At 73.9% G+C, this 23,981-nt stretch carries 23 protein-coding genes; 12 read left to right on the top strand and 11 right to left on the bottom strand.

The features are described 5' to 3' along the window. The first annotated feature begins 111 nt into the window (after positions 1-111). On the top strand, positions 112-1,224 hold the full coding sequence (locus IO36_RS17935) for an Rv3169 family protein (RefSeq protein WP_037621065.1): 1,113 nt from the start codon (positions 112-114) through the stop codon (positions 1,222-1,224). 13 nt (positions 1,225-1,237) lie between these two features. Next, positions 1,238-2,350 (top strand): phosphotransferase family protein, encoded by a 1,113-nt coding sequence (locus IO36_RS17930; RefSeq protein ID WP_037621063.1) that lies wholly within the window; start codon positions 1,238-1,240, stop codon positions 2,348-2,350. 13 nt (positions 2,351-2,363) lie between these two features. Here the strand turns inward: IO36_RS17930 and IO36_RS17925 are convergent, their stop codons facing one another. Continuing rightward, entirely contained in the window at positions 2,364-2,798 is a 435-nt protein-coding gene (locus tag IO36_RS17925; RefSeq protein ID WP_037621062.1) for a hypothetical protein, read from the bottom strand. Positions 2,799-3,065: 267 nt separating this feature from the next. Between IO36_RS17925 and IO36_RS17920 the strand changes: the two genes are divergently transcribed. The 4 genes from IO36_RS17920 (at position 3,066) to fxsA (ending at position 7,406) form a co-directional block, all read left to right on the top strand. Further along, positions 3,066-3,506, top strand: coding sequence for an Lrp/AsnC family transcriptional regulator (locus IO36_RS17920; protein ID WP_037621061.1), 441 nt, complete (start codon positions 3,066-3,068; stop codon positions 3,504-3,506). Between the two features lie 158 nt (positions 3,507-3,664). Beyond that, a complete protein-coding gene (locus IO36_RS17915) occupies positions 3,665-5,281 on the top strand; it encodes an amidohydrolase (protein ID WP_037621060.1) in 1,617 nt (538 codons plus the stop codon). Between the two features lie 558 nt (positions 5,282-5,839). Further along, positions 5,840-6,634 carry a polyprenol monophosphomannose synthase gene (locus tag IO36_RS17910; protein ID WP_037621059.1) on the top strand — a complete coding sequence of 265 codons (795 nt, stop codon included), beginning with the start codon at positions 5,840-5,842 and terminating at the stop codon, positions 6,632-6,634. A gap of 202 nt (positions 6,635-6,836) precedes the next feature. Further along, entirely contained in the window at positions 6,837-7,406 is a 570-nt protein-coding gene (fxsA, locus tag IO36_RS17905) for an FxsA family membrane protein (RefSeq protein WP_037621058.1), read from the top strand. A gap of 323 nt (positions 7,407-7,729) precedes the next feature. Here the strand turns inward: fxsA and IO36_RS17900 are convergent, their stop codons facing one another. From IO36_RS17900 to IO36_RS17885, 4 genes are all read right to left on the bottom strand, one after another. Next, positions 7,730-8,104 (bottom strand): RNA polymerase-binding protein RbpA, encoded by a 375-nt coding sequence (locus IO36_RS17900; RefSeq protein WP_003977404.1) that lies wholly within the window; start codon positions 8,102-8,104, stop codon positions 7,730-7,732. Between the two features lie 255 nt (positions 8,105-8,359). After that, a complete protein-coding gene (locus IO36_RS17895; RefSeq protein WP_037621057.1) occupies positions 8,360-9,715 on the bottom strand; it encodes an MFS transporter in 1,356 nt (451 codons plus the stop codon). A gap of 42 nt (positions 9,716-9,757) precedes the next feature. Further along, positions 9,758-10,525, bottom strand: a complete 768-nt coding sequence (locus tag IO36_RS17890; protein WP_037621056.1) for a glycerophosphodiester phosphodiesterase family protein — start codon at positions 10,523-10,525, stop codon at positions 9,758-9,760. Beyond that, positions 10,522-11,277 (bottom strand): membrane protein YczE, encoded by a 756-nt coding sequence (locus IO36_RS17885; RefSeq protein ID WP_245173336.1) that lies wholly within the window; start codon positions 11,275-11,277, stop codon positions 10,522-10,524. The genes IO36_RS17890 and IO36_RS17885 overlap by 4 nt, the downstream gene beginning before the upstream one ends. Before the next feature lie 29 nt (positions 11,278-11,306). Between IO36_RS17885 and IO36_RS17880 the strand changes: the two genes are divergently transcribed. Continuing rightward, a complete protein-coding gene (locus IO36_RS17880; protein ID WP_037621054.1) occupies positions 11,307-12,806 on the top strand; it encodes an SCO1417 family PLP biosynthesis transcription factor in 1,500 nt (499 codons plus the stop codon). A gap of 431 nt (positions 12,807-13,237) precedes the next feature. On the opposite strand, the gene IO36_RS17875 is transcribed toward IO36_RS17880, so the two are convergent. Continuing rightward, a complete protein-coding gene (locus IO36_RS17875; RefSeq protein WP_037621053.1) occupies positions 13,238-14,818 on the bottom strand; it encodes a membrane protein in 1,581 nt (526 codons plus the stop codon). 40 nt (positions 14,819-14,858) lie between these two features. Then, complete coding sequence (locus tag IO36_RS17870; RefSeq protein WP_037621052.1) at positions 14,859-15,053, bottom strand: hypothetical protein; 195 nt, start codon at positions 15,051-15,053, stop codon at positions 14,859-14,861. Positions 15,054-15,313: 260 nt separating this feature from the next. Here IO36_RS17870 and IO36_RS17865 point away from each other — a divergent pair, with 260 nt between their 5' ends. The 5 genes from IO36_RS17865 to IO36_RS17845 all read left to right on the top strand — a co-directional run bounded on the left by IO36_RS17865 (position 15,314) and on the right by IO36_RS17845 (position 20,730). Beyond that, positions 15,314-15,706 carry an ankyrin repeat domain-containing protein gene (locus IO36_RS17865; protein ID WP_037621051.1) on the top strand — a complete coding sequence of 131 codons (393 nt, stop codon included), beginning with the start codon at positions 15,314-15,316 and terminating at the stop codon, positions 15,704-15,706. A gap of 300 nt (positions 15,707-16,006) precedes the next feature. Beyond that, entirely contained in the window at positions 16,007-17,425 is a 1,419-nt protein-coding gene (locus IO36_RS17860) for a hypothetical protein (RefSeq protein WP_037621050.1), read from the top strand. Between the two features lie 139 nt (positions 17,426-17,564). Further along, the gene (locus tag IO36_RS17855; protein WP_037621049.1) at positions 17,565-18,728 is read left to right on the top strand and encodes a glycosyltransferase family 4 protein; all 1,164 of its coding nucleotides are present in this window, start codon (positions 17,565-17,567) and stop codon (positions 18,726-18,728) included. Beyond that, positions 18,725-19,879, top strand: a complete 1,155-nt coding sequence (locus IO36_RS17850) for a glycosyltransferase (RefSeq protein WP_037621048.1) — start codon at positions 18,725-18,727, stop codon at positions 19,877-19,879. The genes IO36_RS17855 and IO36_RS17850 overlap by 4 nt, the downstream gene beginning before the upstream one ends. After that, positions 19,876-20,730 (top strand): SGNH/GDSL hydrolase family protein, encoded by an 855-nt coding sequence (locus tag IO36_RS17845; RefSeq protein WP_037621047.1) that lies wholly within the window; start codon positions 19,876-19,878, stop codon positions 20,728-20,730. The genes IO36_RS17850 and IO36_RS17845 overlap by 4 nt, the downstream gene beginning before the upstream one ends. Before the next feature lie 54 nt (positions 20,731-20,784). Here IO36_RS17845 and IO36_RS17840 read toward each other — a convergent pair whose 3' ends face one another. The 4 genes from IO36_RS17840 to IO36_RS17825 form a co-directional block, all read right to left on the bottom strand. Continuing rightward, entirely contained in the window at positions 20,785-21,654 is an 870-nt protein-coding gene (locus IO36_RS17840; protein ID WP_037621046.1) for a 5-oxoprolinase subunit C family protein, read from the bottom strand. Continuing rightward, a complete protein-coding gene (locus IO36_RS17835; RefSeq protein ID WP_037621219.1) occupies positions 21,651-22,268 on the bottom strand; it encodes a 5-oxoprolinase subunit B family protein in 618 nt (205 codons plus the stop codon). The genes IO36_RS17840 and IO36_RS17835 overlap by 4 nt, the downstream gene beginning before the upstream one ends. An 80-nt stretch (positions 22,269-22,348) precedes the next feature. Beyond that, the gene (locus IO36_RS17830; protein ID WP_037621045.1) at positions 22,349-23,116 is read right to left on the bottom strand and encodes a LamB/YcsF family protein; all 768 of its coding nucleotides are present in this window, start codon (positions 23,114-23,116) and stop codon (positions 22,349-22,351) included. Between the two features lie 29 nt (positions 23,117-23,145). Continuing rightward, positions 23,146-23,943: a putative hydro-lyase gene (locus tag IO36_RS17825; RefSeq protein ID WP_107065740.1), complete on the bottom strand. Its 798-nt coding sequence runs from the start codon at positions 23,941-23,943 to the stop codon at positions 23,146-23,148. Between the last annotated feature and the right edge of the window lie 38 nt (positions 23,944-23,981).

The following is a 23,981-nucleotide window of genomic DNA, read 5'->3' as shown; positions in this document are numbered from 1 at the left end:
GGTGCGGACCGTCTGGCCGCCAGGCTGTATCTGACGTACCGTCAATTTCGCCGCCCGGAGGCCGCACCCCCTCGGGCGGCGTCAACTGCCGTACGGAAGCGGAGGATCGACGTGATCGACGATCGCCCCGTCCCTCTCGACGAGTACCCCGTGCACCAGGTCCCGCTGTCCATGCGGCATGTCGCGAGCGGCGACCGGAACGCCTACGACCGCTGCATCTTCCACGTCCTCGACCACCGGGGCCGCGCCCTGCTGATCCTCGGCCTCGGCGTCTATCCGAACGTCGGGGTGATCGACGCGTACGCGACGGTGCGGCTGGGCGACGCGCTGCACGCCGTCCGGGCGTCCGACGCCCTCGGCGACGACCGGATGAACCTGGCCGTGGGCCCGCTGCGGATCACCGTCGAGGAGCCGCTGCGCCGGCTGCGGCTGCGCTGCGACGACGCCTCCCTGGCCTGCGACATCACCTGGACCGCTGACTTCCCCGCCCTCTGGGAGCCCCACCACGTCCAGCGGCGCGGGGGCAGGCTCACGCTGGAGGGCCGCCGCTTCGTGCAGGCGGGCGCCGTCGAGGGCGTCATCCGTGTCGGCGGCGACGAGATACCCGTCGCCCCGGGGGAGTGGACCGGCACCCGGGATCGCAGCTGGGGCGTTCGCCCCCTTCCGGGGGAGGAGGGCGGCCGGCTCGCCGCGGAGAACCCGGCCGAGGGGTTCCACTGGATCTGGTGCCCGGTCCGCTTCGAGGACCGCTTCCTGATGGTCGTCGTCCAGGAGGACGCCGACGGCTACCGCACCCTGGGCGACGCGACCCTCGTGCGCGAGGGCGGGCGGGACCTGCAACTGGGCTGGCCCCAGGCCGACATCACCTACCGCTCCGGCACCCGGCAGCCCGTCTCGGCCGTCATCCACCTGACCCGGCCCGCGGACCGCACACCCCTGGAGCTCGGGGTGGAGGTGCTGGCGTCGTCCCCGCTCGCGGTCGGCGCGGGCTATCCCCCGGCCGACGACTGGCAGCACGGCACCTGGCGCGGCCGGAGCTGGAGCGACCGGCGCGTCTACGACCTCTCCGACCCGGCCGCGCATCCGCTCGCCCGCTACGGCGTGACCGACCACTCCGCCCGCTTCACCCTCGACGGGCAGGTCGGCTACGGGATCTTCGAGCACGGCTCGTTCGGCCGCCACGACCCCAGCGGCTTCACCGGGTTCGACTCGGTCGCGCCCTGAGAGGAGAGACGTCATGGCGACGGCACCCCGGCCGCGGACGACCACCCGCGACCCCGAGGACCTCGCGGCGAGGCTGACCGACTGGCTCGGTACCCGCCTTCCGGGCGCCCGGGCGGTGGACGTGAGCGTCCCCGCCTCCAACGGACTGTCCAGCGAGACCCTGCTCTTCGACATCGAGCACCCCGAACCGCCGCTGCGGGCCTGCGCGTTGAGACTCGCGGCGGACCCGGGCGCGTACACCGTGTTCCCCGTCTACGACATGGCCGCGCAGTACCGGACCATGCGGCTGGTCCGCGAGCGCAGCGATCTGCCGGTGCCGCGGGTGATCTGGCTGGAGGAGGACCCCGGCCCGCTCGGGGCGCCGTTCTTCGTCATGGAACGCGTCGCCGGGCGCGTACCGCCCGACGTCATGCCCTACACGTACGAGGGCAACTGGCTGCACGCGGCCAGCGACGGCGAGCGCGAGCACCTGGAGGCGGCCTCGGTCGCGCTCCTCGCGCGGCTGCACGACCAGGTCCCGCCGGCGGAGGCCGACTTCCTCGCCCCGCCCGGAGAGGGCAGCCCGCTGCGCCGCCACGTCACGGCCCAACGCGCCTACTACGCCTGGGTGGTCGAGGGGCTGTCGCGCTCACCGCTCATCGAGAGCGCCTTCGACCGGCTGGAGGAACTGTGGCCGCGGCGCGAAGGCGGGACGGTGCTCACCTGGGGTGACGCGCGCATCGGGAACGTCGTCTACGACGGCTTCGACCCCGTCGCGGTGCTCGACTGGGAGATGGCGGCACCGGCCCCGCGCGAGGTCGACCTCGGCTGGACCGTCTACCTGCACCGCTTCTTCCAGGACCTCACCGTCGGGTTCGGCCAGTGCGGGCTGCCCGGCTTCCTGCGCCGCGACCGCGTCGAGGCCCGCTATGCGAGCCTGACCGGCCACACGCCCCGCGACATGGACTTCTACACCCTCTACGCCGCCCTGCGGCACGCGATCGTCATGCTGCGCATCGCCTACCGCCAGGCGTACTTCGGCGAGGTGAGCGTCCCCCAGGACCCGGACACACTGATCCTGCACCACGGCAGCCTGCGGGCCATGGTGCAGGGCAGTTACTGGGGCGAAGCGGGCCGCACCCGCTGAACGCGCCGAGCGGTCAGGCCGCGCGCCGCATGTCGGAGACCCGCATGGGGACCGAGCCCGGTCCGCCCACGTGGGAGAACGGCTGCGTCCGCCAGTTCAGCCCCTGAGGGAGCGTCAACAGGAGGGCGGTGTCCTGCTGCTGGAGTTCCCCGGAGTCGTCCGCGGACCGCGCCTCGGCGGCCGGGGCACCCGTGCCCGAGCAGACGGTGAGCCCGAACGGGTTCCACGGGGAGGCACACAGGGCGTGCTCCGGCAGGACCTCCTCGTCCGCGAGCAGCGCGATGGGCTGCGCGCAGGCCGGGCAGACGACCCGGTACATCTCAAAGGTGTCGTACGCGTCGAACTCGTCGCCGTCCAGGGCGTCGGATTCGACACCCTCCGGCTCGGGCTCGAGCGCGGCCTGCTGCCGCTTGGGTGCGGTACGACCTGGGCGCTTCAGACTCTGCATGGGATTCTCCCCCTCGGGTGGGCCGACAAGGCGCTGCGACCTCGACCACAGCAAGCACTTCCCGTCCCGTCTCCGCGGTAATCACGCGAACATGGCGGACCCGGTTGCATTCATGTGTCCTTCGTCACATGCCGCCCGCAGGTGCCCGGTCCGGCGGACCGTGACGGCCGGCCGGCCCGCGGCCGAGGCCGGCCCACATCACAAAGCGGGCATGACCTGCACCGCTGAGGTATCCCGGGGATCAACGGCCCTGTAGGTTCTTGCGTCATGGAGGAGCTGGACCGACAGATCGTGCAGCTGCTCGTCGCAGACGGGCGGATGAGTTACACCGACCTGGGCAAGGCCACGGGCCTGTCCACGTCCGCCGTGCACCAGCGGGTGCGCCGTCTCGAGCAGCGCGGAGTGATCCGGGGCTACGCCGCGGTCGTGGACCCGGAGGCCGTCGGGCTGCCCCTGACCGCCTTCATCTCGGTGAAGCCGTTCGACCCCAGCGCCCCCGACGACATCGCCGAACGCCTCGCGGGCGTCCCCGAGATCGAGGCCTGCCACAGCGTCGCCGGCGACGAGAACTACATCCTCAAGGTGCGGGTCTCGACCCCGCACGAACTGGAGGAGCTCCTCGGGCGGCTGCGGGCGCTCGCGGGCGTCTCGACGCGCACCACGGTCGTCCTGTCCACCCCGTACGAATCCCGCCCGCCCCGCATCTGAACGACCCCCGGACGGGCCGGGGCACCCGCCCCCGGTGACCTTCCGGGGCGCCGGCGCGTGCCGTCCGCGGCACCGCACGCGCGGCCGGACCCGGACGCCGCGCCGTGTCGACCCCACCCCGGCGCGGGCCGGACGCCGGCAGGCGCGAGACTGTTCCCATGAGTGAGAGCACCGCCCCGTCGGACACCGTGCTGCTGCGCGGTGGAGAAGTCCACAGCCCCGCCGACCCCTTCGCCACCGCCATGGTCGTGGAACGGGGCCATGTCGCCTGGGTCGGCTCCGAAGGCGCCGCCGACGCCTTCGCGACCGGCGTCGACGAGGTCGTGGACCTCGAAGGCGCCCTGGTCACCCCGGCCTTCACCGACGCGCACGTGCACACCACCGCCACCGGACTCGCGCTCACCGGCCTCGATCTGTCCGACGCCCCGTCCCTGGAGGCGGCCCTCGCCCTCGTGCGCGACTTCGCCGCCGCCCGTCCGGACGACCGGGTGCTGCTCGGCCACGGCTGGGACGCGGCCCGCTGGCCCGGCGGCCGTCCCCCGGCCCGCGCCGAACTCGACGCCGCGACCGGTGGACGCCCCCTCTACCTCTCCCGGATCGACGTGCACTCCGCCGTGGCCACCACCGCGCTCCTCGACCTGGTCCCCGGCGTCACCGCGCTCGCCGGGTACGTGCCCGACGGCCCCCTCACCCGCGACGCCCACCACGCGGTGCGCGCCGCGGCCCTCGGCGCGGTCGGCGCCGTCCAGCGCGCCGAGGCCCAGCGCGCCGCGCTCGCCCACGCCGCCTCGCTCGGCATCGGCACCGTGCACGAGTGCGCGGGCCCCGAGATCTCCTCCGAGGACGACTTCACCGGACTGCTGCGGCTCGCCGCCGAGGAGTCCGGACCGAGGGTCGTCGGCTACTGGGCCGACCGCGACATCGACCGGGCGCGGGCCCTGGGCGCCGTCGGCGCGGCCGGCGACCTGTTCGTCGACGGCTCCCTCGGCTCCCACACCGCCTGTCTGCACGAGCCGTACGGGGACGCGGACCACACCGGCCTCGCCCACCTCGACACGGACGCCGTCGCCGCGCACGTCGTGGCCTGCACCGAGGCGGGCCTCCAGGCGGGCTTCCACGCCATCGGGGACGCCGCCGTGGCCTCCGTGGTCGCCGGCGTCCGCGCCGCCGCCGAGAAGGTCGGCCTGGCCCGCGTGCGCGCCGCCCGGCACCGCGTCGAGCACGCCGAGATGCTCACCCCGGAGACCGTCGCGGGCTTCGCCGAACTCGGCCTCACGGCCTCCGTGCAGCCCGCCTTCGACGCGCTGTGGGGCGGCGAGGAGGGCATGTACGCCCAGCGGCTCGGAGCCGAACGGGCCAGGACCCTCAACCCCTTCGCGGCCCTGCTGCGTGCCGGGGTGCCGCTGGCCTTCGGCTCCGACAGCCCGGTGACCCCGCTCGACCCGTGGGGCACCGTGCGGGCGGCCGCCTTCCACCGCACGCCCGAACACCGGGTGTCCGTGCGCGCCGCGTTCACCGCCCATACCCGGGGCGGCTGGCGTGCCGTCGGACGGGACGACGCGGGCATCCTGGTGCCGGGGGCGCCCGCGGACTACGCCGTGTGGCGCACCGGCGACCTCGTCGTGCAGGCCCCCGACGACCGGGTCGCGCGCTGGTCCACCGACCCGCGCTCCGGCACTCCGGGACTGCCCGATCTGACGCCGGGAGCCGACCTGCCCGTCTGTCTGCGCACGGTGGTCGGCGGACGGACGGTATTCGTACGGCCAAGCGAGTGATGTCACGGCAGGTCGGCGGCGCCTGCGGGGCCCGGCACCCCGTGGTTCGGCCCCCGCGCCCACCGCTCTGACCTGGGCTTTGTCGGTAAAGGCGCAGATCAAGCCAGTGTTGACAGCCGGCCGCAGGGGGCGGGTAGGTTCGGCCCGTCCACCACCGGACGGCCGACCGGGGAACTCCGCACGGCCTCGCAGCGCCGCTGGGTCAGGGGTGGTGCGCCGCACCGGCGCATCGCCACTGGGAGCCAGGCCCAGCGTCGGCGCCGCGAGGCGAGGGAACGTTCCGACACGTCGGCAGGTGCGACCCGGGTGGGGCCCGGACGTTCAGTAGACAACGGCTTTCGGTCGACCCGCAGCCAGCGGGTCCCAGGTCGGCCCGAAGGGCGCCGGGCCCCGATCCGCAGGACTCCGAAGGGCTCCCCGGGACGTGATCTCCGCCTCGGCGTGTCCGCTCTTACCCGTCTCTTGGCGAATCGACACCCCCGTGAGGCCGCTGCGACGCAGGAGCGCAGGCTGGGCGCACTATGGTGGTGCTCTGCGTACGGACACGAAGGGGCAGCAGTGAACGACGGCGACGGGACCCTCGCGGCGGAAGCCCAGGGGAGGCGGTTCGGCCCGCTCGGCACGGCCTTGGTGATCATTCCGACCTACAACGAGGCGGAGAACATCAAGAAGATCGTCGGCCGGGTGCGATCCGCCGTGCCCGAGGCGCACGTGCTGGTGGCGGACGACAACAGCCCCGACGGCACGGGCAAGCTGGCCGACGAGCTGGCCGCGGACGACGAGAACGTCCAGGTACTGCACCGCAAGGGCAAGGAAGGACTCGGCGCCGCCTACCTCGCGGGTTTCCGCTGGGGCCTGGAGCACGGTTACGGCGTCCTGGTCGAGATGGACGCCGACGGCTCGCACCAGCCGGAGGAACTTCCCCGCCTGCTGACCGCGCTCAAGGGCGCCGACCTCGTGCTCGGCTCGCGCTGGGTGCCCGGCGGCCGCGTGGTGAACTGGCCCAAGTCCCGCGAGTTCATCTCGCGCGGCGGCAGCCTCTACTCCCGCGTCCTGCTCGACGTGCCGATCCGGGACGTCACCGGCGGCTACCGCGCCTTCCGCCGCGAGACCCTCGAAGGCCTCGGCCTCGGTGAGGTCGCCTCCCAGGGCTACTGCTTCCAGGTCGACCTGGCCCGGCGCGCGGTGAAGGCCGGCTACCACGTGGTCGAGGTCCCGATCACCTTCGTCGAGCGCGAGCTGGGCGACTCCAAGATGAGCCGCGACATCCTCGTGGAGGCGCTGTGGCGCGTCACCACCTGGGGCGTCGGCGAGCGCGTCGGGCGTCTCACGGCCCGGCGCAAGCAGTCCTGACCCCGCTCCTCCCGGCACCGGTCCGCCCGGTCGCCCCGTCGGCCCGCCGCCCCTCCTGAGGACAGGACGGGCCGGTGGGCCGCACCGGCTTTCGGGGGCCGCCGGAGGTGCCGTGACGGCGGGTCGGCGGTATCGCGCCCCGGCGGCGGGGATTGAGCGTGCGCTTATCTCGAACTGAGGCGGGCCCAGGCACACTGGAAGCATGACGACAGGCGTTCCGACCCCCACTCCCTCCCGCCCGCGGCGCTCGCGGCTGCGCACCTTCCTGCCGCTCGGCGTCGCGGTGTGGCTGGTGCTGGAGATCTGGCTCCTGACGCTCGTCGCCCATGCCACCAGCGGCTTCACGGTGTTCCTGCTGCTGGTCGCCGGGTTCGTTCTCGGCTCCGTGGTGATCAAGCGGGCCGGCCGCCGCGCGTTCCGGAATCTGAGCCAGACGCTCCAGCGGGCGCAGGGCGGTGCGACCACTCCCGGCGAGAGCGGCGGCCGGGGCAACGGTCTGACGATGCTCGCCGGTCTGCTGCTGATGATCCCGGGTCTGATCTCCGACGCGCTCGGTCTGCTGCTGCTGGTCCCGCCGGTCCAGAAGGGCGTCAGCCGCCTGGCGCAGGGCACCTTCGAGCGGAAGATGCGGCTGGCCGCCCCCGGTTCGGTCGGCGACGCCTTCCAGCAGGCCCGCATCCACCGCCCCGACGGCAAGGTCGTCCAGGGCGAGGTCATCAGGGACGAGGCCCCCAGCGAGCCCGGCGGCCACTACCCGCCCCTGAACCGCTAGCCCCCTCCGGCGCCACCAGCTCCTCCGGCGGACGCCGGGCCGTGACGCGGCCCGGCGTCCGCCGGAGTCGTGCCGTCGAAGTGTGCGGGCGGAGCCGCGCTGCCGGGCCGCGCGGTGCGGGAGCCGCGTCCGCCGAAGCCGCCTGCGCCGGACCTGGTCCCTGTGTCCGCCGGAACCGGACCGTCGTCACCCCAACGTGCGAAGCCCCGACGCGTGAATCCCTGATGCCCGGACCGGAAACGCACGAGACCGCGGGCCCCGTACCTGAAGTACGGTGCCCGCGGTCTCGGCGTGCGGTGTCTGCCGCTCGACCCGCGAAGGGGTCAGGCGGACTTGCGGCTGTCCCGCGGATGAACCGCGATGTTCATCGCGCCGGAGCGCAGGACGGCCAGGCGCTCCTCGAGGACCTCTTCGAGTTCCTCTCGGGTGCGCCGCTCCATCAGCATGTCCCAATGTGTACGCGCGGGCTTGGCCTTCTTTTCCTCAGGGCCGTCGCCGTCCACCAGGAGTGCCTGCGCCCCGCAGACCTTGCACTCCCACTCCGGCGGAATCTCCGCCTCGACCGAGAAGGGCATCTCAAAGCGGTGCCCCTTCTCGCATGCGTACTCCACGGCCTGGCGCGGGGCCAGGTCGATGCCGCGGTCCGTCTCGTAGCTGGTCACCACGAGGCGCGTGCCGCGAAGAGCTCGCTCACTCATGAATCGTGCCTCCCGGGCTTGTCGCCCACAGGACAGGTGTCGCTGTCGTCGTCATCCGGTCAACGTCCGGTCGGCGGTAAAGATTCCCGTTGTGGGTCATGCGTCGCCGTCGTAGCCGCCCCTTGTTGTACCCACCGTCGCCCGGTTTGTCACATCTGGCATCAGATGTCACCCAACGCTTCAGTATCATTGACGCGCAGTAACGGTACGCCAGGCAGGCCAAACGCGTACACTACCGCTCTTTGGCCCCAGACGCTAAATCATCTCGGGTACGGGATTGCCCGCGTCCCGCACCGCCTGGCGCACCGGGACCCGGGCGAGCAGGACGAAGCCGATGACGAAGAAGGCCACGAGCGAGACGATCGCGTCCCGGTAGCTTCCCGTCAGCTGGTAGGTCAGCCCGAACAGCAGCGGTCCGAGCCAGCTCATCCCGCGGTCGCTCATCTCGTACGCGGAGAAGTACTCGGCCTCCTTGCCGCTCGGCACGAGGTGCGAGAACAGGGAGCGGGACAGCGCCTGGCTGCCGCCCAGGACCAGCCCGATGCCCGACGCGAGGACGAAGAACCACACCGGCGCGTGGGCCGGCAGGAAGAACCCGGCGGCGAGGGTGAGCGTCCAGGCGACGAGTGAGCCGAGGATCGTGCGTTTGGCGCCGTACGTACGGGCCAGCCGGCCCATGCCGAGTGCGCCCCCGACCGCGAGCACCTGCACCAGGAGTACGGCCGTGATCAGGGTCGACTGGCTGAGGCCGAGCTCCTCGGAGCCGTAGACGGAGGCCTGCGAGATGACCGTCTGGATGCCGTCGTTGTAGATGAGGTAGGCGAGCAGGAAGGACAGCGTGAGGGGCTGGCGGCGCATGTCGCGGACCGTGGCCGCCAGCTGCCGCCATCCGTGCGCGGACATCCGTCCGGGGGAGTCGGACGGCGCGTGGCGGTCACGCAGCCGCTTCAGCGGTACGAGGGTGAAGGCGCCCCACCAGACGCCCGCCGAGGCCAGGCAGATGCGCACCGCCGTCGACTCGGAGACGCCGAAGCTGTCGTGGGCCGTGAACAGGACCAGGTTCGCCACCAGGACCAGCGAGCCCGCCGCGTAGCCGAAGGCCCAGCCGCGGGAGGAGACGGCGTCGCGCTCCTCGGGCGGGGCGATCTGCGGGAGGTAGGAGTTGTACAGGACCATCGACACCGCCAGCGAGGCGTTCGCGACGATCAGCAGCAGCCCGCCCAGCAGATAGCGGTCGCCGTCCAGGAAGAACATGCCCGTGGTGGCCGCGGCGCCCAGATAGGCGGCCGCCGCGAGCAGCGGCTTCTTGCGGCCCGTGCGGTCGGCGGCGGCGCCCGCCATCGGCATCACGACGATCGACAGGATGACCGAGGCGGACACCGCGTACGCGAAGTAGGAACCGGCGCGGACCGGGATCCCGAGCGGATGGACGAACCCGTCCGCGTCCGCCGCGTGCTTGGCCACCGCCGTCAGATAGGGGCCGAGGAACACGGTGAGCACGCTCGTCGAGTAGACGGAGCAGGCCCAGTCGTAGAAGTACCAGCCGCGCTGCTCGCGTCGGCGCTCCGCGGCCTCGTCGGCCGCTGTGTCCCGCACGGTGTCGGTGCTCACCCGTGCCCCTCGCTTCCCCGTGGACGGACCGCGCGAGGAGGCTCAGAACCAGGTGCCCCGGTCTTCCAGGACCTTGCGCAGTGTGTCGATGTGATCGGTCATGATGCCATCGACCCCCAGGTCCAGGAGCCGGTGCATGCGTTCCGATTCGTTTACGGTCCACACGTGCACCTGGAGCCCGCGCGCGTGGGCGGCCCGCACGAAGCGGCGGTCGACCACCGGCACCCCCGACTGGGTCTCGGGAACCTGGGCCGCGACCGCGGAGCGGCGCACCGCGGCGGGCACGCCCCAGGAGCGCAGCCTGAGGTTGAGCACGCCCCGGGTGCCGAACGAGGTCGCGAGGCGCGGCCCGGCGTGATGCTGGGCCCGGGTCACCCGGGCCTCGGAGAACGAACCGAGGCAGATCCGGTCCCAGGCGTCCGTGCGGCCGATCAGGTCGAGCAGCGGCATGAGGGCGGGTTCCGCCTTGACGTCGATGTTCCACCGGACCTCGGGGAACTCCTCGAGCAACTCCTCGAAGAGCGGGACCGGCTCCTTGCCGGCCACGCGGGCCTGGCGCACGTCGTCCCAGGGGAGGTCCGCGATCCTGCCCGCGCCGTCGGTCACCCGGTCGAGGGTCGTGTCGTGGAAGGCGACCAGCCTGCCGTCCGCCGTGGCGTGCACGTCGGTCTCGATGTAGCGGTATCCGGCGTCCACCGCCCGCCGGAACTGCGTCAGCGTGTTCTCCAGGCCGTCCGCAGACCCGCCGCGGTGCGCGAAGGGGATCGGGCCGGGGTGGTCGAGGTAGGGGTGCAGAGTGCGGGTGCTCACCCGGGCAGTATGGCGCGCTCGGGTTGACCAGGGGCGACAACGGCGCTGACTACCGGTGCCGGACGGACGGCGAACACCCGCAGGAAGAGCTGGGCCAGGGGGCCGATGGCCACCGCGTAGAGCACCGTGCCCACCCCGACCGTGCCGCCGAGCGCGAAGCCGGTGGCGACGACGGCCACCTCGAGGACCGTACGCACCAGCCGCACCGAGCGGCCCGTGCGCCGGTGCAGTCCCGTCATCAGCCCGTCGCGGGGGCCGGGGCCGAAGCGGGCGCAGATGTACAGGCCCGTGGCCACCCCGTTCAGGAGGACGCCGGCCAGCAGCAGGGGGATCCGCAGGGTGAGGGAGTGGACGTCCGGGACGAGGGCGAGCGTGCCGTCCATGGCGATGCCGACCACGAAGACGTTCGAGACGGTGCCGAGGCCCGGCCGCTGGCGCAGCGGGATCCACAGGAGCAGCACCGCGGCCCCCACGACGATCGACACCACCCCGATCGTCAGACCGGTCAGCTCGGCGAGGCCCTGGTGCAGCACGTTCCACGGCTCGAGACCGAGGCCCGCCTCCACGAGGAGGGCCGAGCTCGCGCCGTACAGCGCCAGGCCGGCGTAGAGCTGCACGAGGCGGCGGGGGAGCCGCCCGGGGCCCGACGGCCCGGTCGGCGCTGATGCGGAGTGTGTGGACACGGGATGCCCCCAGTGGTGGTAGTGGCCTGGCGCATGACACTCTGTGGCGGGAGAAGTGGCTTCAACCATGGCCAATTCGGGGAAGGTGGACTGGAATCATGGCGCAGTGGACTTCGGCGGTGGGGGCCGCACAGCTGGCCCGGCTCCTCAACTCCCAGCAGGAGCGGCCCGCCGGCCCCGGGACCAGGCGTCCGCCCGCGTACCGGGCCCTCGCCGACGGCGTGCGGCTGCTCGTGCTCGAAGGACGGGTTCCGGTCGCCGCGCGGCTGCCCGCGGAGCGTGAACTGGCCCTCGCCCTGTCCGTGAGCCGGACGACCGTCGCCGCGGCCTACGAGGCGCTGCGCGCGGAGGGCTTCCTGGAGTCGCGCCGCGGGGCCGGCAGCTGGACCGCGGTCCCCGCGGGCAATCCGCTGCCGGCGCGCGGTCTGGAGCCGCTGCCGCCCGAGGCCCTCGGCTCGATGATCGACCTCGGCTGCGCGGCGCTCCCGGCGCCGGAGCCCTGGCTGACCCGCGCCGTCCAGGGCGCCCTGGAGGAACTGCCGCCGTACGCCCACACGCACGGCGACTACCCGGCCGGACTGCCCGCGCTGCGCGCCATGCTCGCCGAGCGGTACACGGCACGGGGCATCCCGACGATGCCCGAGCAGATCATGGTCACCACCGGGGCGATGGGCGCGATCGACGCCATCTGCCATCTCTTCGCGGGCCGCGGCGAGCGCATCGCCGTCGAGTCCCCCTCCTACGCCAACATCCTCCAGCTGATGCGGGAGGCCGGTGCCCGGCTGGTGCCCGTCGCGATGGCCGAAGGGCTGGCGGGCTGGGACATGGACCGCTGGCGCCAGGTGCTGCGGGACGCGGCGCCCCGGCTCGCGTACGTCGTCGCCGACTTCCACAACCCCACCGGGGCGCTCGCGGGCGAGGACCAGCGGCGCGGTCTCGTGGACGCGGCACGCTCGGCCGGCACGGTCCTCGTCGTCGACGAGACGATGAGCGAGCTGCATCTGGACGAGGGGCTGGAGATGCCGCGCCCGGTGTGCGGCTTCGACCCGGCAGGCTCGACCGTGATCACCGTGGGCTCGGCGAGCAAGGCCTTCTGGGCGGGCATGCGGATCGGCTGGGTGCGGGCCGCGCCCGACGTCATCCGCAGCCTCGTCGCCGCGCGCGCCTACGCCGACCTGGGCACGCCCGTGCTGGAGCAGCTCGCCGTGAACTGGTTGCTGAGCACGGGGGGCTGGGAGGAGGCCGTCGGCATCCGGCGCGCCCAGGCCCGGGAGAACCGCGACGCGCTCGTCGCGGCCGTCCGCAGGGAGCTGCCCCGGTGGGAGTTCTCGGTGCCGCGCGGGGGTCTCACCCTGTGGGTGCGCACCGGCGGCCTGTCCGGTTCGCGGCTGGCCGAGGTCGGCGAGCGCGTGGGCGTACGGGTGCCGTCGGGACCCCGCTTCGGGGTGGACGGCGCCTTCGAGGGGTACGTCCGGCTGCCGTTCACCGTGGGCGGCGCGGTCGCGGAAGAGGCGGCGACCCGCCTGGCCGCGGCGGCCCGCCTGGTGGAGAGGGGCGCGACCGGAGGGGACGAGGGGCCCAGGACGTTCGTGGCCTAGCCGCGCAGAGCCCCGGAGCAGCGGGGGAGCGGCGCCCGTCCGTCACCGGGGCGGCGGCCGGGCGACGGCCCGGACGCCGCCCGGCGACCTTCTGGATGCCGCATGCCGCATGCCGCATGCCGGATGCCCGACGCGTGATGCGTGATGCCTGACGCGGGATGCCGGACGGGCGACGGTCTGGACGCCGCACGCCGCACGCCGCACGCCGCACGCCGCACGCCGATCGTCCGGATGCCCGATGCCCGATGCCCGATGCCCGATGCCCGACGCGTGATGCCGGACGCGTGACCGTCCGAACCTCGGACGGGCCGGACCTCTTCCGAACCCCGGACGGGCCGGACCTCCTCCGAACGTCGGACGGGCCGGAACCGTGTCGGTTCCGGCCCGGTCGTGTCCGTGCGCTGTTCGGGGCGTGCCCCGGCTTCGGTCGGTCAGCCCTCCGCCACCGCGACCCCGGCGATCCCCGCGACCTCGGGGGAGGCCTGCTGGGGCGTCTCGGCCGGGGCCGTCCGCTCCGGGAGCAGGTCGAGCACCGCCCGGCGCTCGGCCTCGCTGGTGGCGCTGTCGAACGGGTCGGGCGTCGCCGGGACCTGGAGGCGCAGCACGGGCCCGGTGCCCAGACGGGCGTAGCCGCGGCCGGGCGGCACGTCCCGGGTCGGGGTGGTGTGCGGGGGCGCGCCGAGCACCGTTTCGAGCTGGGCGGCCGAGGCGGTGCCGAGCACCACGCGCGCGCGGGTGTGCTGCCGCACCGCGTCGCTGAGGAAGTCGAGGTTCTCCAGGTGCTCGGCGATCACGACGGTGACGCCCGCCGCGCGGCCGTGCCGCAGCGGGATCTGGAGGAGCGACTGGGGGTCCGTGCGCCCGTCGGCGGCGGCCAGATGGCCGAGCGCGCCGGGCCGGTCCAGCAGGATCCAGAGCGGGTTCCTGATGTCGTCGGGGGCGGGGTGTCCCGCCTGCTGGGCGCGGTTCGCGGCGATGAGCCGCCGCTCGGTCTCGTGCGCCGCCCACTCCAGACTGGCGAGCGCCCCGCCGGTCGAGCACTCGACCGCGAGGACGCCCTCCCGCCCGGTCAGGCACGCGTACTCGCCGGTGCCCCCGCCGTCCACGACGACGACATCGCCGTACTGGAGGGACTGCAGGGCGATGGAGCGCAGCAGCGTGGTCGTGCCGGTGCCCGGGTCGCCCGTGATCAGCAGGTGCGGCTCGGTGGAGCGGGCGCCCGTGCGCCAGACGACCGGCGGGACGTCGCGCCGCTCCTCGCCGTGGGTGAGCGGGAGCGTGCGTGGGACGTCGGCCGGATCGGTGAATCCGAGGACCGTCTCGCCGGGCGCGGTCACGAAGCGCTGGGCGGCGATGTCGGTCGGCAGGGGCGGCAGGACGGTGACGGTGAGTTCGTTGCCCTCCTCGTCCCACTCGAAGTGGTACTCGCGGCCGCGGCCCGACTTGGCGTGCAGCAGCTGCTCGATGCGCGCGCGGGAGTCGGCCTCGCCGTCGGTGAAGTACGCCGGGTAGTGGACGAGCAGACGGGAGATCCGTCCGTCGTCGTCGAACTCGTACGAGGCGAAGACCTTCTCCCAGTCGCCGCCGTGGGCGTACAGGGGGGCGGGGTCGTCGGCCGCCGAGAAGTACGGGACGAGCGCCTCGTACAGGGACTGGAGTCTTGTGGTCTGCGCCTCGTCCGGGCCGGTCGCGGGCGGTGGGGTGCGCTCGCGACCGGTCCAGGCCGCCGCCGCCATCAGGCTGATGACGGCGAGCAGCGGTCCGTACGGCACCAGGGCCACGATCAGGACGACCGAGGCCACCAGGAACAGCAGCGGTCCGCGCCGGTCCTTGGGAGTGGCGGCCCACTTGCGCCGACCGGCGGCTGCCAGCCGGCGCAGTCCACGGGTGACCGTGATCAGTGGATGGAGGACGTCGGTGGCGCTGTCGGCTGCCGTCCGGGCCAGCTCCCGGCTCTTGGCGATGTGTGCGGTGCCGTTGCTGAGGATGCGGGGGAGAGGGCGCCGTGCCACTGCTGTCTCCTGGAGGTGCGTACCGGGGTGGGGGACTGCGTCAGAACTTGATCCCGCCGAGGAGGCCCGCCAGGCTCTCCCCGCCGGCCTTGATGCTCGGCGCGATGGCCGTGCTCGCGAGGTAGAAGCCGAAGAGCGCGGCCACCAGGGCGTGCGACGCCTTCAGCCCGTCCTTCTTGAAGAAGAGGAAGACGATGATGCCGAGAAGGACGACGCCTGACATGGACAGAATCATTTGAGCTCTCCTGGTTCGTGGGGACGGTCACCATGAGTTGTTCCAGGATCACAGCATGTATCCATACGATAAAAGGTGCAACTGAGTGAAAACCGGCCGATTTCACTCCTGGGGTTGAGTCGTCTTGCGCCGCCTGAGCTGCTCCGTTGCGCCCGATGCGCACTTTGTGATCTTTGCCGCCGGGGATGCCTGTCATGTGCCGCCGGAGCCAGTACCCTGTCGATTCACCCGAACGGTTGCAGTGAGAGGCGGTCCGGCAGATGAGCGAAGCCCCCGACCCCGAGGTCGTGGAGCTCGCGACCAAGATCTTCGATCTGGCGCGACGCGGCGAGACGGAGACGCTCGTCGCCTATGTCGACGCGGGTGTTCCGGCCGACCTCACCAACGACCGCGGCGACTCGCTCGTGATGCTCGCGGCCTATCACGGCCACGCCGAGGCGGTGCGCGCCCTCCTGGAGCGCGGCGCCGAGGCCGACCGGGTGAACGACCGCGGCCAGACCCCGCTCGCCGGGGCCGTCTTCAAGGGGGAGGAGGCCGTCATCCGCGTCCTCCTGACCGCCGGCGCCGATCCGGCCGCGGGCACTCCCTCGGCCGTCGACACCGCCCGCATGTTCGCCAAGACGGACCTGCTCGAATTGTTCGGCACGTCATGAATCGAACGCTCTGACCAGGCGATACGCGGGAAAAAAGGGAGGCGGAACGGGGCCGCCGGAAATACGGTCGCGGCAGGAAGAACGGCCGGGTCATCATGACGACGTGATTCACGGACGCGATGGCTGGGCAGGAGTTGCCGCACCGCGCGGGCCGTGACTCGGCCCGCATGGGCCACCGACGAGAGGCAGAGGAAGATGGTCTACAGCAAGCAAGAGACGGCGGGCGCCCCGACGTGTTGTCACGCGGCCAGGTAATGCAGGATCCCGGTTGCGTCGACGCTTGATGTGAGGCTGTTTCCCATGTTCGATCCGGTCATAGCGCCCAGCGGTACGCTGCTCGGCCTCCTCCAGAGGGGTCGCGGCGACGGCACGCTGCACGCGCTCACCGCCCCGCGGGCCGAAGCGCTCGCGGCACTGAACCACTGTGTCCTCAGGGATCCCCGCCACGACTGGCAGGTGGAGAACCGCTCCCTGTACTACGCCCGTCTGTACCTCGACCTGAACGGCGAGCTCGACGAGATCGAGCGGCACCTCTTCGACGCCGAGGACTTCCTCGACGACTGCGAGTCACGCACGGGCCTCGCCCTCGCCGTCCTCGGCCACCTCGCCTCGTACGGCAGGCGCGACGCGCTCGCCCTGCTGCGCAGGTACGCCGCGGTCGGCTCCAACTGGGCCTGGGCCCTGGACGAGCTGGCGCTGCGCGACGACGACGCGGGCCTGCGCGCCCTCGCCGCCCCCGTGCTGGCCCGCTTCCCGGCCGACCCCGAGGGCGAGGCCGCCCTGGCCGCCGCCGTGCGCGACGCCTTCGAGCCACGGCCCTGGCGGCTGTGGGCCGAGGACTCCCGTACGTCCGTCGCCACCCGCGTGCGGGCCGCTCAGGAGGCCGGGTCCTTCGACCGCTGGCAGCGCCAGATGCGACCCTCGGGACCCCGTCCCGGGTGGAGCGTGGGTGCCGTCTTCGAATGGGCCCAGCAGGGCGTCGAGCGCGGAGCCGCGCTGCACGTCCCCGCCGCCCGCTGCCTGACCGCCGTCGCCGGACCGGAGGACCGCCCCGAGATCGTCGAGGCCGCCCGCCACGGCTCGGACGGCGCGCGCTGCACGGCCCTGCGCTATCTCGCCGACGGCAACGATCCGGACGCCCTCGACCTCGTCGAATCGGCCGTCGCGGACGGCTCGGCGGCCGTCGTCGAGGCCGCCGTCGACGCCTTCGAACGGATGCAGAGCGTCGCCGCGGTCGACCGCGCACGCGGCTGGGTCCACCGGCCCGACGCGCTCGGCGCGGCCGCCGGCCGCGTGCTCGCCTGCCGGGGCGGGGCCCAGGACCGCGATCTGGTCCTCGCGGCACTCCGCGAGGCCGTACGGGGCGAGGGCCCCGACGCGCCGACCCTGTGGACCCTCGTCGACGGCACCGGACGGCTCGGGATCGCCTGCGCCGCCCCCGTGCTGCGGCACATCTACCGGGAGACCGCGTCGTCCCACCTGCGCCAGCGCGCCGCCCGCGCCCTGGCCGGCACCGATCCCTCCTTCCCCGCGGGCTTCGCCGTCGAATGCCTCTGGGACTGCGAGGAGACCACCCGGGAGACCGCAGCCCGGCACGCCGAGACCGGTGACGCGCGCGTGGTTGACCAGCTGCGAAGGCTGGCATCGGATCCGGCCGAGGAGGCCGAGGTGCAGACGGCGGTGCGGAGCAGGATCGGGCCCGACATGCCGGCCGTATGAACGTTCGGTGACCCGGGAGTCAGGAGCGCGTGGACGGGGGCTGACCTGCTCGGGGGCGGATCGCAACGCTCACGGGACGTTCATCGTTCGCATAGATCCACGTTGACGCGGCCACGTCCAACGGGGCGAGAACACCCGTATGCGTGTCGTCATCGTGACCGAATCCTTTCCCCCCGATGTGAACGGCGTGGCCCACTGCGCGCTCCAGACCGCCCGGCACCTCGTCGATCGCGGTCACGCTCCCCTCGTCGTCGCCCCCGCCACCTCTCCCAGGTTCTCGGCCTCCCCCGACCAGGGAGGCACCCCCGCCGGGAACGGGCCCGACGCCCTCGCGCCGTGCCCGGTCGTCCGTGTCCCCTCGATCCCGCTCCCGGGCTACCCCCAGGTCCGCGTCGCCCTCCCCAGCCGCCGCGTCGCCGCGGCGATCACCGAGCACCGCGCCGACATCGTCCACCTGGCCAGCCCCTTCATCCTCGGCGTCCGCGGCATGGCGGCCGCCTCCCGGCTCGGCATCCCCGCCGTCGCCGTCTACCAGACCGACCTCGCCGGCTACGCCCGCACCTACATCAGCGCGGGTGAGGCCACCGCGTGGCGGCGCATCCGCTCGGTGCACGCCGCCGCCGACCGGACGCTCGCTCCCTCCAGCGCCGCCCTCGGCGACCTGGAGGCGCACGGAGTGCCCCGGGTGCGGCTGTGGGCCCGCGGAGTCGACACGGCCCGCTTCCGCCCCGCCCACCGTGACGAGGCGCTGCGCCGTGAACTGGCGCCGAACGGCGAGCTGATCGTCGGCTACGTCGGCCGGCTCGCCCCCGAGAAGCACGTCGAACTGCTCTCCGGGGTCTGCGGACTCGACGGCGTCCGCGTGGTCGTCGTCGGGGACGGACCCAGCGAGACGGCCCTGCGCGGCGCGCTCCCCGGCGCGGTCTTCCTCGGCCGGCGCACCGGCCACGACCTCGCCCGGATCTTCGCCTCGCTGGACCTCTTCGCGCACACGGGCCCCTTCGAGACCTTCTGCCAGACCGTGCAGGAGGCCATGGCCAGCGGAGTGCCCGTGATCGCTCCCGCCGCCGGCGGCCCGCTCGACCTGGTCGACCACGGGCGCACCGGCCTGCTGGTCCCGCCGGACGACGCCGACGCCCTGCGCGACGCCGTGCGCACCCTGGCCGCCGACCCCGCGCTGCGGGCGGCCTACGGCGCCGCCGGTCACGCCACGGTCGAGGGCCGCACCTGGGCCGCCGTGGGCGACCAGCTCATCGGGCACTACGAGGACGTGCTGTCCGCCCGGAAGCTGGTGGCGGCATGAGCCTGCGCATCGTACGGCTCGCCAACTTCGTCGCCCCGTCCTCGGGGGGCCTGCGCACCGCCCTGCGGGAACTGGGCACCGGTTATCTGGCGGCCGGCCACGAACCGGTCCTCGTCATACCCGGCGAGCGCCCGAGCGACCGCGACACCCCGCAGGGACGGGTCATCACGCTGCCCGGCCCGCTGCTGCCCGGCACCGGCGGCTACCGCGTCCTGACCGACCGCCGCAGGGTCGCCCGGCTCCTGGAGTCGCTCGCCCCCGATCGCCTGGAGGTCTCCGACCGCACCACCCTGCGCTGGACCGGGGTCTGGGCGCGACGGGCCCGGGTGCCGGCGGTGATGGTCTCCCACGAGACCGCCGACGGCGTCCTGCGCACCTGGGGACTGTCCGAGGCCATGGCCCGCCGGACCGCCGACGCCCTCAACGTCCGTACCGCGCACTCCTACGCGCGCGTGGTGTGCACGACGGAGTTCGCCGAGCGCGAGTTCGTCCGCATCGGCGCCCGCAACGTCGTACGCGCCCCCCTGGGCGTCGATCTCGTGGACCGGCACCCCTCCCTGTACGACCCGGCGCTGCGCGCCCGTCACGCGCGCGCCGACCAGGTCCTGCTCGTCCTGTGCTCCCGCCTGTCGGTCGAGAAGCGCCCGGGAACGGCGCTCGACGCCCTGGAGGCGCTGCTGCGGCGCGGGGAGCGGGCCGTGCTCGTCGTCGCCGGGGACGGCCCGCTCAGGGCCCGGCTGGAGCAGCGGGCCCGGGAGCGGAGGCTGCCCGTCACCTTCCTCGGGCACGTCGCCGACCGCGGCCTGCTCGGCTCGCTCCAGGCCTCGGCGGACGTCTGCCTGGCACCCGGGCCCGCGGAGACCTTCGGGCTCGCCGCCCTGGAGGCGATGGCCTGCGGCACCCCGGTCGTCGCCAGCGCGCTCTCCGCGCTGCCGGAGATCGTGGGCTCCGCCGGGGCCACCGCGGCCGACAGCGGGGACTCCTTCGCGGACGCGGTGCGGCTGCTGCTCGGCCGCGCCGAGGACGAACGCCGTCAGGCCGCACGCGCGCGTGCCGAGTGCTTCGGCTGGGACGCCGCCGTGACCGGATTCCTCGCCGCGCACGACGCGGTGGCCGTGCCCCGGCCGCGGCTCCAGGAGGGCGTGGCATGAGACCGGTTCGGTTCGTCGCCCTCGGGGACTCCCTCACCGAGGGCGTGGGCGACCCCGTCGGGGACCGGTGGCGGGGCTGGGCCGAGCTCCTCGCCCCGGGTCTCGTCCCGGCGGACACGCCCGTGGACTTCACCAACCTCGCGGTCAGCGGGGCGCAGACGCGGGACGTCCTCGAACGCCAGACCCCGGCCGCGCTGGCCCTGGACCCCGACATCGTCTCCGTCGTGATCGGAGTCAACGACACCCTGCGGTACACCTTCGACATCCACGCGGTGGCCGAACGGCTCGACACGGTGTACGCGGCCTTCCGCGCGCGGAAGGCGGTCGTGCTGACGGCCTGCCTCCCGGACCCCGGCTCGATGCTCGGGCTGCCGGGAGCCCTGGCCCGCCCGCTGGCCCGTCGTCAGCAGGCGGTCAACGCCGTCGTGCACGCCCTCTCCGAGCGGCACGGGGCGACACATCTGCACGCGGCCGAGGAGGACTGGCTCGAGGACCGGGCCGTGTGGAGCGCCGACCGGCTGCACCCCGGGGAGCTGGGGCACCGTCAACTGGCCGTGCGCTTCCACACTTTGCTCGCGGAGAAAGGCGTCGCCGACGGATCCGCTCCCTCCGCCGAGGCCGAGTTCCCCGCGCCGACCCGCTCCGCGAGCCTGCTGTGGCTGGCCACGGCCGGGACGGGCTGGGTCGCCAGGCGCTGCACGGACCTGCTGCCCCAGCTGCTCACCCTCGCCGCCTCCGAGGTGCGCCACCGGGCCCGGGGCACCAGCGCCCGCCTCGATCTGAGCGCCTCGCACGCCGTCGCCTCCGCCCTGGCGGCCCTCTCCGTGACGGAACGGCCCGACGTGGCCTGACGGGTGGGTCCCGCGGCGGCCACGGCGGCCTCGGCGCCGGATCCCACGGCGGCCTCAGCGGCGGCGTACGGCCAGGAAACGCACCGGGGTTCCCGGGACCGCCTGGGCGGCCGCCGCGAGGTCGGCGGGGCGGACGACCGCGATCACCGGATAGCCCCCGGTGGTCGGATGGTCGGCGAGGAAGACGACGGGACGGCCGTCGGGCGGCACCTGCACGGCCCCCAGCACCAGGCCCTCGCTGGGGAGTTCGCCGGAGACGGCCCTCTCCAGCGAGGGCCCTTCCGTGCGCAGTCCGATGCGGTTGCTCGCCGACGCGACCCGGTAGGCGCGCGTCGTGAACGTCCGCAGGGCGGCCCCCGTGAACCAGCCGTCCCGCGGTCCGAGAACCACGCGCAGCACCAGTTCGGCGGGCGGGGCGCGGTGCGCGGCGACGTCCACGCGCGCGTGGAGGGTGCCGGGATCTCCCAGGGGAAGGATCGTGCCGTCGGTCAGGGGAGGGGGTCCGAGCCCGGAGAGCAGGTCCGTGGACCGGCTGCCGAGCACCGGCTCGACCGCCACACCGCCGGACACGGCCAGGTAGCTCCGCAGCCCCGCGCGCGCGGAACCGACGTCCAGGAGAGCCCCGGCGGGCACCCGGACCGGAGCCCCCCAGGCGACCGGACGGCCGTCCACCCGTACCGGACAGGGTGCTCCCGTCACCGCCGCCACGACCACCGAACGGGGGCGCAGGGCACAGCCGTCGAGTGTCGTCTCCAGCACGGCGGCCCCGGCGGGGTTGCCGACGAGCCGGTTGGCCAGCGCCGCCGCGGGCGCGTCGAGCGCCCCGGAGCGCGGGACGCCGAGGTGCGCGTGTCCCGGCCGTCCCCGGTCCTGGACGGTGGTCAGGGCCCCGGCCCGTACCACCGCGAGGGCCCGGTCGCTCATGAACGTCCCTCCGGTACGAAGCGCACCCGCGCGCCCGGGGCCAGCAGAGCCGCCGGCACGCGCGCGTGGTCCCACAGCACCGCCTCCGTCGTGCCGATGAGCTGCCAGCCGCCCGGCGAACTGCGCGGGTACACACCGGTGTACGGGCCCGCGAGCGCCACGGAGCCCGCGGGCACGGCCGTCCTCGGGGTCGCCCTGCGCGGTACGCCGTACCGCGGGGGCAGTCCCGTGAGATAGCCGAAGCCGGGCGCGAACCCACAGAAGGCGACCCGGAACTCGGCCGCCGCGTGGATCTCGGGCACCTCGCGCACCGCCACCCCCCAGAGCGCGGCCACGTCCGCCAGATCGGGACCGTCGTACCGCACCGGGATCTCGACGGTGACGTCAGCGCGCGCGTCCAGCGGGGGGATCTCCCAGCCGGGCAGCGCCTCCGCGAGCCGGGCCGGGTCCTCCAGACCGTCCAGGAGCACCGTACGGGCCGCCGGGACGATCTCCCCCACGGTCAGCGACCCCGCCGCCCGGCGTCGTACCAGCTCGGCGTGCAGGGCCTGCGCGGCCTCTCCGGAGGAGACCTCCACCAGCAGCGCCCGGTCGCCGACGGGCAGCGCCCGCACGCGTTCCCCCTCCTCCTCGACGGCGCCCCTGGACACCGGGGCCGTGGCCGCCGCCGTCCGCGCGCCGCCGTCGGCGGGCCTCACGCGAACGCCTCGACGGGCACGCCCGCCGACTCCAGCCGGGCCCGCACCCGACGGGCCAGTCCGACCGCCCCCGGCGTGTCCCCGTGCAGGCACAGCGAGCGCGCCCGTACCGGGACGCGCTCCCCGGAGAGCGCCAGGACCGTCCCGGAACGGGCCAGGCCCAGGGAGCGCTCGACCACGGCGTCGGCCTCGGTGATCACCGCGCCCTCCTGGGTACGCGGCACGAGCGTGCCCTCCCCGGTGTAGGCACGGTCCGCGAACGCCTCGGCCACGACGGGCAGTCCGGCCCGCTCGGCGGTCTTCAGGAAGCGCGACGACGGCAGCCCGAGGACGGGCAGCCCCGCGCCCGCGAGCAGCACGCCGTCGACGACCGCCGCCGCCTGTTCCTCGTCGTGCACCACGCGGTTGTAGAGCGCGCCGTGCGGCTTCACGTACGCCACCCGCGAGCCCGCCGCCCGCGCGAAGACCTCCAGCGCGCCGATCTGGTAGGCCACTTCGGCCGTCAGCTCGGCGGGCGGCACGTCCATCGCCCGCCGCCCGAACCCCGCCAGGTCACGGTAGGAGACCTGGGCGCCGATCCGTACGCCCCGCTCGGCCGCCAGCTCGCACACCCGGCGCATGGTGGCCGCGTCCCCGGCGTGGAAGCCGCAGGCCACGTTGGCGCTGGTCACGACGGACAGCAGCTGTTCGTCGTCGGTCAGCCGCCAGCGGCCGAAGCCCTCGCCGAGATCGGCGTTGAGATCGATGGGGGTCGTGGGGGTCATGGGCTGCCGTTCCTCCTGTTCCGGCCCGTTCAGGCCACTCGGTACTGCTCGTCGCGGGTGTCGGTGATGAACATCCGGCCGGGCGCGTGGGTGATCGCGAACGGCGGACGGGATGCCATCACCGCGGCCTGGGGTGTCACTCCGCAGGCCCAGAACACCGGGATGTCGTCCGGGGCGGCGACCACCGGATCGCCGAAGTCGGGGCGCGCGAGGTCCTCGATGCCCAGCCCCGACGGATCGCCGCAGTGCACCGGGGAGCCGTGCACGGCCGGCAGCAGACTGCTCTCCCGGATCGCCGTGCTCAGGTGCTCAGGCGGAACCGGGCGCATCGAGACGACCATCGGCCCGCGCAGCCGCCCCGCCGGCCGGCACTGACGCGCCGTCACGTACATCGAGACGTTGCGGCCCTGCTCGATGTGGCGCATCGGCACGCCCGCGGACCTCAGCGCCCACTCGAAGGTGAAACTGCAGCCGATCAGGAACGACACCAGGTCGGGGCGCCAGTGGCCCACGACGTCCGTGGGCTCGGCCACCAGCTCGCCGTGCTCCCACACCCGGTAGCCCGGCAGGTCGGTGCGCAGGTCGGCGCCCTCGGCGAGCACGGTGGTCCAGGAACCGGCGTCGGTGACGTCGAGGACGGGACACGGCTTGGGGTTGCGCTGGCAGAACAGCAGCATCTCGTACGCCCAGTCGGCCGGCACCGAGACGAGGTTGGCCTGGGCGTGGCCCGCGGCGATCCCTGCGGTGGACACCGACAGCCCGGTACGGAAGCGCCGGCGTGCCGCCGCGGGGGTCCACGCGTGCGTGCGGGCGGGGGCCTCGGGCAGGTCCTGCGGGTCGTCCCCGTCGAGCGCGGACGGGCGGA

The sequence above is a fragment of the Streptomyces aureus genome, from assembly GCF_000725495.1.
Classification (GTDB): Bacteria; Actinomycetota; Actinomycetes; order Streptomycetales; family Streptomycetaceae; genus Streptomyces; species Streptomyces aureus_B.
Note: the sequence above shows the minus strand (reverse complement) of the source record. Positions and strands in the feature narration are given on the sequence as shown.